Source organism: Streptomyces sp. CA-243310, assembly GCF_050936775.1.
Lineage (GTDB): Bacteria > Actinomycetota > Actinomycetes > Streptomycetales > Streptomycetaceae > Streptomyces.
Genome location: NZ_JBNJMF010000001.1, coordinates 870,633 through 883,745, shown reverse-complemented (window position 1 = coordinate 883,745; position 13,113 = coordinate 870,633). Strand labels below are relative to the sequence as shown.

At 70.2% G+C, this 13,113-nt stretch carries 10 protein-coding genes; all 10 read right to left on the bottom strand.

The window, feature by feature from the left end; all coding sequences use genetic code 11:
• Positions 1 to 41 precede the first annotated feature (41 nt).
• Genes nuoN through nuoE form a run of 10 tightly spaced genes read right to left on the bottom strand, consistent with a single transcriptional unit; the run spans position 42 to position 13,067 of the window.
• Positions 42 to 1,688 (bottom strand): NADH-quinone oxidoreductase subunit NuoN, encoded by a 1,647-nt coding sequence (gene nuoN / locus ACQEVM_RS04175; protein ID WP_433079796.1) that lies wholly within the window; start codon positions 1,686 to 1,688, stop codon positions 42 to 44.
• Positions 1,689 to 1,693: 5 nt separating this feature from the next.
• On the bottom strand, positions 1,694 to 3,349 hold the full coding sequence (locus tag ACQEVM_RS04170) for an NADH-quinone oxidoreductase subunit M (protein WP_433075061.1): 1,656 nt from the start codon (positions 3,347 to 3,349) through the stop codon (positions 1,694 to 1,696).
• Between the two features lies 1 nt (position 3,350).
• Positions 3,351 to 5,246, bottom strand: coding sequence for an NADH-quinone oxidoreductase subunit L (gene nuoL / locus ACQEVM_RS04165; protein WP_433075058.1), 1,896 nt, complete (start codon positions 5,244 to 5,246; stop codon positions 3,351 to 3,353).
• Between the two features lie 13 nt (positions 5,247 to 5,259).
• A complete protein-coding gene (nuoK, locus tag ACQEVM_RS04160) occupies positions 5,260 to 5,559 on the bottom strand; it encodes an NADH-quinone oxidoreductase subunit NuoK (RefSeq protein ID WP_267798417.1) in 300 nt (99 codons plus the stop codon).
• Entirely contained in the window at positions 5,556 to 6,368 is an 813-nt protein-coding gene (locus tag ACQEVM_RS04155) for an NADH-quinone oxidoreductase subunit J (RefSeq protein ID WP_433075055.1), read from the bottom strand. The genes nuoK and ACQEVM_RS04155 overlap by 4 nt, the downstream gene beginning before the upstream one ends.
• Complete coding sequence (gene nuoI, locus ACQEVM_RS04150; RefSeq protein ID WP_433075052.1) at positions 6,365 to 7,018, bottom strand: NADH-quinone oxidoreductase subunit NuoI; 654 nt, start codon at positions 7,016 to 7,018, stop codon at positions 6,365 to 6,367. The genes ACQEVM_RS04155 and nuoI overlap by 4 nt, the downstream gene beginning before the upstream one ends.
• A complete protein-coding gene (gene nuoH, locus ACQEVM_RS04145) occupies positions 7,011 to 8,381 on the bottom strand; it encodes an NADH-quinone oxidoreductase subunit NuoH (protein ID WP_433075049.1) in 1,371 nt (456 codons plus the stop codon). The genes nuoI and nuoH overlap by 8 nt, the downstream gene beginning before the upstream one ends.
• Positions 8,378 to 10,885: an NADH-quinone oxidoreductase subunit G gene (locus tag ACQEVM_RS04140; RefSeq protein WP_433075046.1), complete on the bottom strand. Its 2,508-nt coding sequence runs from the start codon at positions 10,883 to 10,885 to the stop codon at positions 8,378 to 8,380. The genes nuoH and ACQEVM_RS04140 overlap by 4 nt, the downstream gene beginning before the upstream one ends.
• Entirely contained in the window at positions 10,882 to 12,249 is a 1,368-nt protein-coding gene (nuoF, locus tag ACQEVM_RS04135; protein WP_433075043.1) for an NADH-quinone oxidoreductase subunit NuoF, read from the bottom strand. Before nuoF ends, ACQEVM_RS04140 begins: the two co-directional genes overlap by 4 nt.
• Positions 12,249 to 13,067, bottom strand: coding sequence for an NADH-quinone oxidoreductase subunit NuoE (nuoE, locus tag ACQEVM_RS04130; protein ID WP_433075040.1), 819 nt, complete (start codon positions 13,065 to 13,067; stop codon positions 12,249 to 12,251). The genes nuoF and nuoE overlap by 1 nt, the downstream gene beginning before the upstream one ends.
• Between the last annotated feature and the right edge of the window lie 46 nt (positions 13,068 to 13,113).

Genomic DNA, 13,113 nt, shown 5'->3' with positions numbered 1-13,113 from the left:
TCGAGGGGGCCGGGCCCGGTCCTGCGTACGGAAGGGGACGGTCAGCGCACGAACGTGCTCGCCTGGCCCGCCAGGTCCAGGAAGTACTGCGGGGCCACGCCCAGGACCACCGTCACCGCGACGCCGACGGCGATGGTCGTCATCGTCAGCGGCGAGGGCACCGCGACCGTCGGGCCGTCGGCCTTCGGCTCGCTGAAGAACATCAGAACGATCACCCGGATGTAGAAGAACGCGGCGATGGCGGACGAGATCACACCGACCACGACCAGCACCCCTGCGCCGCCCTCCGCCGCCGCCTTGAACACGGCGAACTTGCCGGCGAAGCCGGAGGTCAGCGGGATGCCGGCGAAGGCCAGCAGGAACACCGCGAAGACGGCCGCCGTCAGCGGCGAACGCCGCCCCAGGCCGGCCCACTTCGACAGGTGCGTGGCCTCGCCGCCCGCGTCGCGGACCAGCGTGACCACGGCGAAGGCGCCGATCGTCACGAAGGAGTAGGCCGCCAGGTAGAAGAGGACGGACTGGACGCCCTCCGCCGACGTGGCGATCACACCGGCCAGGATGAACCCGGCGTGCGCGATCGACGAGTAGGCCAGGAGCCGCTTGACGTCGGTCTGGGTCACCGCGATCACGGCGCCCGCGAGCATCGTGACGATCGCGACGCCCCACATCACCGGCCGCCAGTCCCAGCGCAGGCCCGGCAGGACCACGTACAGCAGCCGCAGGAGGGCGCCGAAGGCGGCCACCTTCGTCGCCGCCGCCATGAAGCCGGTGACCGGGGTCGGGGCTCCCTGGTAGACGTCCGGGGTCCACATGTGGAACGGCACCGCGCCGACCTTGAACAGCAGGCCCATGAGGATCAGCGCGCCGCCGATCAGCAGCAGCGCGTCGTTGCCCATCGTGCCCGCCAGCGCCGGGTCGATCTTCTGGACGGTGCCGTCGACCACGTCCGCGATGACCGCGTACGACACCGAGCCCGCGTACCCGTACAGCAGCGCGATGCCGAAGAGCAGGAACGCCGAGGAGAACGCGCCCAGCAGGAAGTACTTGACGGCGGCCTCCTGCGACATCAGCCGCTGGCGGCGGGCGACGGCGCAGAGCAGGTACAGCGGGAGGGAGAAGACCTCCAGGGCGATGAACAGCGTCAGCAGGTCGTTCGCCGCCGGGAAGATCAGCATGCCGGCGACCGCGAACATCATCAGCGGGAAGACCTCGGTGGTGCTGAAGCCCGCCTTGACGGCTGCCTTCTCGCTGTCGCTGCCCGGTACGGAAGCGGCCTGCGCGGCGAAGGAGTCCACCCGGTTGCCGTGCGCCGCCGGATCGAGGCGACGCTCGGCGAAGGTGAACACGGCCACGATCGAGGCCAGCACGATGGTGCCCTGGAGGAACAGCGCCGGCCCGTCGACGGCGATGGCGCCCATGGCCGCGGTGTGGGCCTTGGTGGAGCCGTACCCGCCGGCGGCGAGGCCGACGATCGCCGCGAAGGCCGAGGCCAGCGCGGCGACGGCCAGGAACACCTGGACGTAGTGGCGGGACTTGCGCGGGACGAAGGCCTCCACGAGGACTCCGAGGATCGCCGCGCCCACCACGATCAGGGTGGGCGAGAGCTGCGCGTACTCGATGTGCGGGGTCGGGATGCGGGTGGCCGGGTCCCCGGCCGCCAGCGCCCACAGCCCCTGGGCAGCAGTCACGGTGCTCACTTCGCCGCCTCCCCGTTCTTGGCGTCGACCACGACCTCTGGCTTCGGGTCGGTCTGTTTCACGTCCGACATGGTGTGCTTCACCGCCGGGTTGACGATCTCGGTCAGCGGCTTCGGGTACACGCCGAGGCCGATCAGGAGCACGATCAGCGGCGCGACCACGAGCACCTCGCGCAGGTGCAGGTCCGGCATGGTGCGGACCTCCTCCTTCACGGGGCCGGTCATCGTGCGCTGGTAGAGCACCAGGGTGTAGAGCGCGGCGAGCACGATGCCCACGGTGGCGATGACGCCGACCACCGGGTACCGGGCGAACGTGCCGACCAGGACCAGGAACTCGCTGACGAACGGGGCGAGTCCGGGCAGCGACAGGGTGGCCAGACCACCGATGAGGAAGGTGCCGGCGAGTACCGGGGCCACCTTCTGCACGCCGCCGTAGTCGGCGATGAGCCGGGAGCCGCGCCGCGAGATCAGGAAGCCGGCCACCAGCATCAACGCCGCCGTCGAGATCCCGTGGTTGACCATGTAGAGCGTGGCGCCCGACTGGCCCTGCGAGGTCATCGCGAAGATGCCGAGGACGATGAACCCGAAGTGCGAGATCGAGGCGTAGGCGACCAGCCGCTTGATGTCCCGCTGCCCGACCGCGACCAGCGCGCCGTAGACGATGCTGATCAGGGCGAGTACGAGGATGACCGGCGTGGCCCACTTGCTGGCGTCGGGGAACAGTCCGAGGCAGAAGCGGAGCATCGCGAAGGTGCCGACCTTGTCGACGACCGCGGTGATGAGGACGGCCACCGGGGCGGTGGACTCCCCCATGGCGTTCGGCAGCCAGGTGTGCAGCGGCCACAGCGGGGCCTTCACCGCGAAGGCGAAGAAGAAGCCGAGGAACAGCAGCCGCTCGGTGTTGGTCGCCATGTCGAGGGTGCCCGCGGCGCGGGCGGCGGCGATCTCCTGGAGGGAGAAGTTCCCGGCGACCACGTACAGCCCGATGACGGCCGCCAGCATGATCAGGCCGCCGACGAGGTTGTAGAGGAGGAACTTGACCGCCGCGTACGAGCGTTGCGCGGCCGCGTTCTCCTCGGATCCGGTGTGCGCCCGGTCCCCGAAGCCGCCGATGAGGAAGTACATCGGGATGAGCATGGCTTCGAAGAAGATGTAGAAGAGGAAGACGTCGGTGGCCTCGAAGGAGATGATCACCATCGCCTCGACCAGCAGGATCAGGGCGAAGAAGCCCTGCGTCGGCCGCCAGCGCCCCGCAGCGAAGCTGCTGTCAGGCCCTGTCCGGGTCTCGCCGGGGCCTCCCCCGCTCGAACGGAGTGGAGAGTCCGGGGAAGGGTCGGCGTCGTTCCAGCCGGCGCCGATCACGAAGGGGATCAGCAGCGCGGTGAGCGCGATCAGCGCCACCCCGATGCCGTCGACGCCCAGCTCGTAGCGGACGCCGAAGTCGGGGATCCACGCGTGGGATTCGGTGAGCTGGTAGCGGTCGCCACCGGGCTCGAAGCGGATCGCGACGAGCACGGCCAGGGCCAGTGTCGCCAGCGAGAACAGCAGCGCGAGCCACTTGGCGGCGGTCCTGCGGGCGGCCGGGACGGCCGCCGTCAGGATCGCGCCGACCGCGGGCACGGCCGCCGTCACCGTCAGAAGCGGGACATTCATCTCACACCGCCCTCATCAGCAGGGTCGCGGCGATGAGGATCGCCGTGCCCCCGAACATCGAGACCGCGTAGCTGCGGGCATAGCCGTTCTGCAGCTTGCGCAGCCGGCCCGACAGCCCGCCGACCGAGGCGGCCGTCCCGTTGACCACCCCGTCGACCAGACTGTGGTCGACGTACACGAGGGAGCGGGTCAGGTGCTCCCCGCCGCGCACCAGCACGACGTGGTTGAAGTCGTCCTGGAGCAGGTCCCGTCGGGCCGCCCGGGTGAGGAGCGAGCCGCGCGGGGCGACCACCGGTACGGGCTTCCTGCCGTACTGCGCGTACGCGATGCCCACGCCGATGATCAGGACCACGACCGTGGCGGCGGTGATGACACCGGCGCTGAGCGGGGAGTGGCCGTGCTCGAAGGAGGTGACGGGCTCCAGCCACTTCACGAAGGACTCGTTGAAGCTGAAGAGGGCACCGGCGAAGACCGATCCGAAGGCGAGGACGATCATGGGGATCGTCATGGACTTCGGGGACTCGTGCGGGTGCGGCTCGTGGCCCGCCGCGTCGGGCTGCCAGCGCTTCTCGCCGAAGAACGTCAGGAGCATCACGCGGGTCATGTAGTACGCGGTGAGCGCCGCGCCCACCAGGGTGACCGCGCCGAGGATCCAGCCCTCGGTGCCGCCCTTCGCGAAGGCCGCCTCGATGATCTTGTCCTTGGACCAGAAGCCCGACAGGCCCGGGAAGCCGATGATGGCCAGGTAGCCGAGGCCGAAGGTGACGAAGGTGACCGGCATGAACTTCCGCAGGCCGCCGAAGCGGCGCATGTCCACCTCGTCGTTCATCCCGTGCATCACGGAACCCGCGCCGAGGAAGAGGCCGGCCTTGAAGAACCCGTGCGTCACCAGGTGCATGATCGCGAAGGCGTAGCCGATGGGGCCGAGGCCCGCCGCGAGGATCATGTAGCCGATCTGCGACATCGTGGAGCCCGCCAGGGCCTTCTTGATGTCGTCCTTCGCGCAACCGACGATCGCACCGAAGATCAGGGTGACGGCGCCGACCACGACGACCGCGGTCTGCGCGTCCGGAGCGGCGTTGAAGATCGCCCCGGACCGGGTGATGAGGTACACGCCGGCGGTGACCATGGTCGCCGCGTGGATCAGGGCCGAGACCGGGGTCGGGCCCTCCATCGCGTCGCCGAGCCAGGACTGCAGCGGCACCTGGGCCGACTTGCCGCAGGCCGCGAGCAGCAGCATCAGGGCGATGCCCGTCAGCGTGCCCTCGCCGGCCTCGTCCACCGCGCCGAACACCGGCCCGAAGGCGAAGGTCCCGAACGTGGTGAACATCAGCATGATGGCGATCGACAGACCGATGTCGCCGACCCGGTTGACCAGGAAGGCCTTCTTCGCGGCGGTGGCCGCGCTGGGCTTGTGCTGCCAGAAGCCGATGAGCAGGTACGAGGCCAGGCCCACGCCCTCCCACCCGACGTACAGCAGCAGGTAGTTGTCGGCGAGGACCAACAGCAGCATCGCCGCGAGGAAGAGGTTGAGGTAGCCGAAGAAGCGGCGGCGGCGCTCGTCGTGCTCCATGTACCCGATCGAGTACACGTGGATGAGCGTGCCCACCCCGGTGATCAGCAGGACGAACGTCATCGACAACTGGTCGAGTTGGAACGCGACGTCGGCCTGGAAGCCCTCCACCGGAATCCAGGTGTACAGCCGCTGGAACATGGCCCGGTCGTCGCCGGGCCGGCTCAGCATGTCGCTGAACAGGGCCACGCCGATGCCGAAGGAGGCCGCGGCGAGCAGTGTGCCGAGCCAGTGGCCGGCCTTGTCGAGGCGTCGGCCGCCGCAGAGCAGCACCGCCGCCCCGAGCAGGGGCGCCGCCACCAGCAGCGCAATCAGATTCTCCACTGTTGAACGCCCCTTACAGCTTCATCAGGTTGGCGTCGTCGACCGAGGCCGAGTGGCGGGTACGGAAGAACGACACGATGATCGCGAGGCCCACCACGACCTCCGCGGCGGCGACGACCATCGTGAAGAAGGCGATGATCTGGCCGTCGAGGTTGCCGTGCATCCGGGAGAAGGCGACGAAGGCGAGGTTGCAGGCGTTGAGCATCAGCTCCACGCACATGAACAGCACGATCGCGTTCTTCCGGACGAGTACGCCGGCCGCGCCGATGGTGAACAACAGGGCGGCCAGGTAGAGGTAGTTGACCGGGTTCACTTCGAGGCCTCCTCACGGCCGAGGCGCTCCGAGGAGCGCTGCTCCAACGCCTTGAGGTCGCCGATCGCCTCGCTGGAGACGTCGCGGATCTGGCCGCGGGCACGCAGCGTCTTGCTCACGGTCAGCTCGGACGGGGTGCCGTCCGGCAGCAGACCGGCGACGTCCACCGCGTTGTGTCGGGCGTACACGCCGGGGGCGGGCAGCGGCGGGAGCTGAACGCCCCCGCGCACCCGCTGTTCGGCGAGTTCGCGCTGGCTGGGGGCCCGCTCGGTGCGCTCGCGGTGCGTGAGCACCATCGCGCCGACGGCCGCGGTGATCAGCAGGGCGCCGGTGATCTCGAAGGCGAAGATGTACCGGGTGAAGATCAGCTCGGCGAGGCCTTCGACGTGGCCCGCGGAGTTGACCCGGCCGAGCCCGTTGAAGTGGGTGATCCCCGCGTTGGCGATGCCCGCGATCAGCAGGATGCCGAAGCCGAGCCCGCACAGGACGGCCAGCCAGCGCTGCCCCTTGAGGGTCTCGGTCAGCGAGTCCGCGGCGGTGACGCCGACGAGCATGACCACGAAGAGGAACAGCATCATGATGGCGCCGGTGTAGACGACGACCTGGACGACGCCCAGGAAGTACGCCCCGTTGGCGAGGTAGAAGACCGCCAGGATGATCATGGTTCCGGCCAGGCACAGCGCGCTGTGCACGGCCTTCTTCATGAGGATCGTGCACAGTGCGCCGATCACGGCGACCGTGCCGAGGATCCAGAACTGGACGGCCTCACCGGTGGAGGTGACGGTGGCCGCGGCGGCGATGGCGCTCATGCCCCCACCCCCTCGTGCGTGTCGCTCTCCTCGGCCGCGTCTTCCCCGGCGACCTCTTGCCCGGCGACGCCTTCCTTGGCGACCTCTCCCTTGGAGACGGCGACCTGTCGGACCGTTCCGGGAGCCGCCCCGGTCACCAGACCCTGGTAGTAGTCGGTGTCGTCGGTGCCGGGGAAGATCGAGTGGGGGGCCTCGACCATGCCCTCCGTCAGCCCCGACAGCAGCTGTTCCTTGGTGTAGATCAGCGATTCGCGGCTGGAGTCGGCCAGTTCGAACTCGTTCGTCATCGTCAGCGCCCGCGTGGGGCACGCCTCGACGCACAGCCCGCACAGGATGCAGCGGGCGTAGTTGATCTGGTAGACGCGGCCGTACCGCTCACCCGGGGAGTAGCGCTCCTCCTCGGTGTTGTCCGCGCCCTCCACGTAGATCGCGTCGGCGGGACAGGCCCAGGCGCACAACTCGCAGCCGATGCACTTCTCCAGACCGTCGGGGTGACGGTTGAGCTGGTGCCGTCCGTGGAAGCGGGGCGCGGTGGTCTTCTGCTGCTCCGGGTACTGCTCGGTGAGCCGCTTCTTGAACATGGCCTTGAAGGTCACGCCGAAGCCGGCCACCGGGTTCTGCCACTTCTCGTTCTGGTCCGCGTCAGACATTCTCTGCACCCTCCTCTCGGTCACTGTCGGAATTCGCCGCGCCGCTGCCGATCAGCTCCCGATCACCGCGAGGTCGCCTGCGCGGTACGGGTGCCGACTGCTGGCCGGGCTTGGGCGGTACGGGGAACCCGCCCGCCAGCGGATCGAAGGGCTCCGTCGCCGCCGCCTTCTCGGCAGCCTCCGCCGCCGTCTTGTGCTTCTTGTCGCGGAACAGGTCGGCGACGAAGGACAGCAGCAGGAGGGCGATGACCCCACCGCCGACGTAGAGCACGATCTGCTGGAAGTCGTAGTTCTCGTTCCGCAGTGCCCTGACGGTCGCGACCAGCATCAGCCAGACCACGGAGACCGGGATCAGCACCTTCCAGCCGAGCTTCATCAGCTGGTCGTAGCGCACGCGTGGCAGCGTGCCGCGCAGCCAGATGAAGAAGAACAGCAGCAGCTGGACCTTGAGGACGAACCAGAGCATCGGCCACCAGCCGTGGTTCGCGCCCTCCCAGTAGGTGGAGATCGGCGCGGGGGCCCGCCAGCCGCCCAGGAAGAGGGTGACCGAGACGGCCGAGACGGTGACCATGTTGACGTACTCGGCCAGCATGAACAGCGCGAACTTGATCGACGAGTACTCGGTGTTGAAGCCGCCGACCAGGTCGCCCTCGGACTCCGGCATGTCGAAGGGGGCGCGGTTCGTCTCGCCGACCATCGTGATGACGTAGATGATGAAGGAGACCGGCAGCAGGATGATGTACCAGCGGTCCGCCTGCGCCTCCACGATCGCCGAGGTCGACATGGACCCGGAGTAGAGGAAGACCGAGGCGAAGGCCGCGCCCATCGCGATCTCGTACGAGATCATCTGCGCGCAGGAGCGCAGGCCGCCGAGCAGCGGGTACGTGGAGCCCGAGGACCAGCCGGCGAGGACGATGCCGTAGATGCCGACCGAGGCCACCGCGAGGATGTACAGCATCGCGATGGGCAGGTCGGTCAGCTGCATCGTGGTGCGCTGGCCGAAGATCGAGACCTCGTTGCCCGCGGGGCCGAAGGGGATCACCGCGATGGCCATGAACGCCGGGATCGCCGCGATGATCGGGGCGAGGACGTAGACGACCTTGTCGGCCCGCTTGACGACGATGTCTTCCTTCAACATCAGCTTCACGCCGTCGGCGAGCGACTGGAGCATGCCCCAGGGGCCGTGCCGGTTCGGGCCGATGCGCAGCTGCATCCAGGCGACGACCTTGCGTTCCCACACGATGGAGAACAGCACGGTCACCATCAGGAAGGCGAAGCAGAAGACCGCCTTGAGGAGGACGAGCCACCAGACGTCCCGGCCGAACAGGGACAGGTCCTCGGCAGCGATGTGCAGGGTGCTCACGCGCCCACCTCCGCAGTGGTGTCGTCCGCGGCGGCCGGGGTCGCCGGGCCGATGCGTACGAGGGTGCCCGGACGGGCGCCGGTGTCGGCGAGGACGCCGGCGCCGGTGGAGTTCATCGGGAGCCAGACCACCCGGTCGGGCATCTCCGTGATCCGCAGCGGCAGTTCCACGCGGCCGGTCGGGCCGGTCACCGCGAGGACGTCGCCGCTCTTGACGCCCGTCTCGGCGGCCGTGGCGGCCGACAGGCGGGCACTGGCCTCGTGCCGGGTGCCTGCCAGGGCCTCGTCGCCGTCCTGGAGCCGGCCCTGGTCGAGCAGCAGCCGGTGTCCGGCGAGGACGGCCTCGCCCGCGGCGGGACGGGGCAGTTGCACGGTGTCCGCGGACTGCGCGGTGGCGCGCTCCCCGGCCCAGGGGCCGAGCCGGTCGATCTCCCGGCGTACGGCGTGCACGTCGGGCAGGGCGATCGGCCGGTCGGCGGCGTCGGCCAGCATGTGCAGCACACGGCCGTCGGCCGGGGCGAGCCGGCGGGTCATCTGGTCGGGCTTCAGCGCCGCCTCGAACGGCCGCACCCTGCCTTCCCAGTTGATGAACGCGCCCGCCTTCTCGGCGACCGCGGCCACCGGGAAGACCACGTCGGCGTGGTCGGTGACCTCGCCGGGCCGCAGTTCCAGCGAGACCACGAAGGCCTCCTGGAGTGCGATCCGGGCGCGGGCCGGGTCCGGCAGGTCGGTGACCTCGACGCCGGCGACCAGCAGGGCGGACAGTTCGCGCCCGGCGGCGGCCTCGACGATCTGGCCGGTGTCGCGGCCGTAGCGGTGCGGGAGGTCGTCCAGGCCCCAGGCCGTGGCGACCTCGTCGCGGGCCCGCGGGTCGGTGGCCGGACGGCCGCCCGGCAGCAGCGCCGCGAGGGCGCCCGCCTCGACGGCGGCCCGCTCCCCGGCCCGCCGCGGGATCCACACCAGCTTCGCCCCGGTGGCGGCGGCGGCCCGGACGGCCGCGGTCAGCGCACCGGGCACCGCCGCGAGGCGCTCGCCCACGACGATGACCGCGCCGGCCTCGCGCAGCGCGTCGGCCGCGGCCTGGCCGCCCTGCTCCAGACCGGAACGGGAGGCCAGCGCGTCCAACCACGCGGGCTCGGTGCCGGGGGCGGCGCCCAGCAGGGTTCCGCCCGCCTTCTCCAGGCCGCGCGTGGCGAAGGGGGCCAGCGCGAACGTCCGCTGCTTGTGCCTGCGGTGCGCCTTGCGCAGCCGCAGGAAGACGCCGGGGGCCTCCTCCTCGGACTCGATGCCGACGAGGAGGACGGCGGGCGCCGCCTCCAGCGCGGAGTACGTGACGCCCTTGCCGTCGAGGTCCCGGCCGGTGCCCGCCACCGAGGAGGCCAGGAACTCCGACTCCTCCGCACTGTGCACCCGGGCCCGGAAGTCGATGTCGTTGGTGTCGAGGACGACCCGGGCGAACTTGGCGTACGCGTAGGCGTCCTCGACGGTGAGCCGGCCGCCGGTCAGCACCCCGGCCCGGCCGCGGGCCGCCGCGAGACCGTTCGCCGCCGCCTCCAGGGCCTCCGGCCAGCTCGCCGGGGCGAGGACCCCGTCCGTGCCCCGCACCAGCGGGGTGGTGAGCCGGTCGGGGCGCTGGGCGTAGCGGAACCCGAAGCGGCCCTTGTCGCAGATCCACTCCTCGTTGACCTCGGGGTCCTCGGCGGCCAGTCGCCGCAGCACCTTGCCGCGACGGTGGTCGGTCCGGGTCGCGCAGCCGCCCGCGCAGTGCTCGCACACGCTCGGGGAGGAGACGAGGTCGAAGGGGCGGGAGCGGAACCGGTAGGCGGCGGAGGTGAGCGCGCCGACCGGGCAGATCTGGATGGTGTTGCCCGAGAAGTACGACTCGAACGGGTCGCCCTCGCCGATGCCGACCTGCTGGAGCGCGCCGCGCTCCAGCAGTTCGATCATGGGGTCGCCGGCGACCTGGTTGGAGAAGCGGGTGCAGCGCGCGCACAGCACGCACCGTTCGCGGTCGAGCAGCACCTGTGTGGAGATCGGGACCGGCTTCTCGTAGGTCCGCTTGTGCCCGTCGAAGCGGGAGTCGGAGTTGCCGTGCGACATCGCCTGGTTCTGCAGCGGGCACTCGCCGCCCTTGTCGCAGACCGGGCAGTCCAGCGGGTGGTTGATGAGCAGCAGCTCCATCACCCCGCGCTGGGCCTTGTCGGCGACCGGGGAGGTCAGTTGGGTCTTGACGACCATGCCGTCGGTGCAGGTGATGGTGCAGGAGGCCATCGGCTTGCGCTGGCCCTCCACCTCGACGATGCACTGGCGGCAGGCGCCGGCGGGGTCGAGGAGGGGGTGGTCGCAGAACCGGGGGATCTCGATGCCGATCTGTTCGGCGGCCCGGATGACCAGCGTGCCCTTCGGCACGGACAGTTCGATGCCGTCGATGGTCAGGGACACCGTGTTCTCCGGCGGCACCGCCGCCTCGCCGCCACCGGCGGGGGCGTTAGTGGTGACGGTCATGCGTTCACCTCCGTGTCAGCCCAGAGGGTCGACTTCCTGGGGTCGAAGGGGCAGCCCTTGCCCGTGATGTGCTGCTCGTACTCCTCGCGGAAGTACTTGAGCGAGGAGAAGATCGGGCTGGCGGCGCCGTCGCCGAGCGCGCAGAACGACTTGCCGTTGATGTTGTCGGCGATGTCGTTCAGCTTGTCGAGGTCGGACATGACGCCCTTGCCGGCCTCGATGTCGCGGAGCAACTGGACGAGCCAGTACGTGCCCTCGCGGCAGGGGGTGCACTTGCCGCAGGACTCGTGGGCGTAGAACTCGGTCCAGCGGGTGACGGCCCGCACCACGCAGGTCGTCTCGTCGAAGCACTGGAGCGCCTTGGTGCCGAGCATCGAGCCGGCGGCGCCCACGCCCTCGTAGTCGAGGGGGACGTCGAGGTGCTCGTCCGTGAACATCGGGGTGGAGGAGCCGCCGGGGGTCCAGAACTTCAGCCGGTGCCCGGGGCGCATCCCGCCGCTCATGTCGAGGAGCTGGCGCAGGGTGATTCCGAGGGGGGCCTCGTACTGGCCGGGTCCCGAGACGTGTCCGGAGAGCGAGTACAGCGTGAAGCCGGGGGACTTCTCGGTCCCCATCGCCTTGAACCAGTCCTTGCCCTTGTTCAGGATCGCGGGAACCGAGGCGATGGACTCGACGTTGTTGACGACAGTGGGGCAGGCGTAGAGCCCCTCGACGGCGGGGAAGGGAGGACGCAGCCGGGGCTGACCGCGCCGGCCTTCGAGGGAGTCGAGCAGTGCCGTCTCCTCGCCGCAGATGTACGCGCCCGCTCCCGCGTGCACCGTGATGTCGAGGTCGAGTCCGCTCCCGAGACCACTCTTTTCGCGATCTTCGGCCTTGCCGAGGTAGCCGGCCTCGTACGCCTCGCGCACGGCCTCGTGCAGGCGCCGCAGCACCGGCACGACCTCGCCGCGCAGGTAGATGAAGGCGTGAGTCGATCGGATCGCGTAACAGGCGATGATCATTCCCTCGATGAGGGAGTGCGGGTTCGCGAAGAGGAGGGGGATGTCCTTGCAGGTTCCCGGCTCCGACTCGTCCGCGTTCACGACGAGGTAGTGCGGCTTGCCGTCGCCCTGCGGGATGAACTGCCACTTCATCCCGGTGGGGAAGCCCGCGCCGCCGCGCCCGCGCAGACCGGAGTCCTTCACATAGGCGATCAGGTCGTCCGGGGTCATGGCGAGCGCCTTGCGCAGGCCCTCGTACCCCTCGTGACGCCGGTAGGTCTCCAGCGTCCAGGACCGCTGCTCGTCCCAGAACGCCGACAGCACGGGCGCCAGGAGCTTCTCCGGGCTGGTGCCGTTCTCGCTGATCTCGGGTGCCATCGTCATCACTCCCCCTCCTCGGCTGCCGGTCCGGCCGGGTGGTCGGGGTCGGACGCCGACGTCTCCTGTGGCGCGTCGTGCGAGCTGAGGTGTCGGGAGCCGGGCATCGGCGGCTCGTGCGGGGCCTCGCCGCGCGGGGCGACCACCCGGCCGCCCTGCCGGGGGGCCTCGCCGCGGAAGAGCCGCAGCCCGATCAGGGAGGCCGGACCCGCTCCGCCGGTGGCCTCGACCGCGCCCTCGCGCTCGTCGGGGAACCCGGCCAGGATCCGGGCCGTCTCCTTGTACGTGCACAGCGGCGCGCCCCGGGTCGGTTCGACCGGGCGGTCGGCCAGCAGGTCGTCCACCAGCGCCTTCGCGGACTGGGGGGTCTGGTTGTCGAAGAACTCCCAGTTGACCATCACCACGGGGGCGAAGTCGCAGGCCGCGTTGCACTCGATGTGCTCCAGCGTGACCTTGCCGTCGGGGGTGGTCTCGTTGTTGCCGACGCCCAGGTGTTCCTTCAGCTCGTCGAAGATCGCGTCGCCGCCCATCACCGCGCACAGCGTGTTGGTGCAGACGCCGACCTGGTAGTCGCCGGACGGCTTGCGCCGGTACATCGTGTAGAAGGTCGCGACGGCGGTGACCTCGGCGGTGGTCAGGCCGAGCACCTCGGCGCAGAAGCGGATGCCGGTGCGCGAGACGTAGCCCTCCTCGGACTGGGTCAGGTGCAGCAGCGGCAGCAGCGCGGAGCGGCTGTCGGGGTAGCGGGCGATGACCTCGGCGGCGTCCGCCGCGAGCCGCTCGCGCACCTCCGCCGGATAGTCGGGGGCCGGCAGCTGGGGCATGCCCAGACTGAGGGGGGCCGGAGGGGTGTCCCCGCCGGAAAACGCG

Excerpts from the sequence above, each read along its gene's own strand:
- ACQEVM_RS04170 (WP_433075061.1), bottom strand. The coding sequence starts at position 3,349 with ATGAATGTCCCGCTTCTGACGGTGACGGCGGCCGTGCCCGCGGTCGGC.
- ACQEVM_RS04155 (WP_433075055.1), bottom strand. The coding sequence starts at position 6,368 with ATGAGCGCCATCGCCGCCGCGGCCACCGTCACCTCCACCGGTGAGGCC.
- nuoI (WP_433075052.1), bottom strand. The coding sequence starts at position 7,018 with ATGTCTGACGCGGACCAGAACGAGAAGTGGCAGAACCCGGTGGCCGGC.
- ACQEVM_RS04140 (WP_433075046.1), bottom strand. The coding sequence starts at position 10,885 with ATGACCGTCACCACTAACGCCCCCGCCGGTGGCGGCGAGGCGGCGGTG.
- nuoF (WP_433075043.1), bottom strand. The coding sequence starts at position 12,249 with ATGACGATGGCACCCGAGATCAGCGAGAACGGCACCAGCCCGGAGAAG.
- nuoE (WP_433075040.1), bottom strand. The coding sequence starts at position 13,067 with ATGCCCCAGCTGCCGGCCCCCGACTATCCGGCGGAGGTGCGCGAGCGG.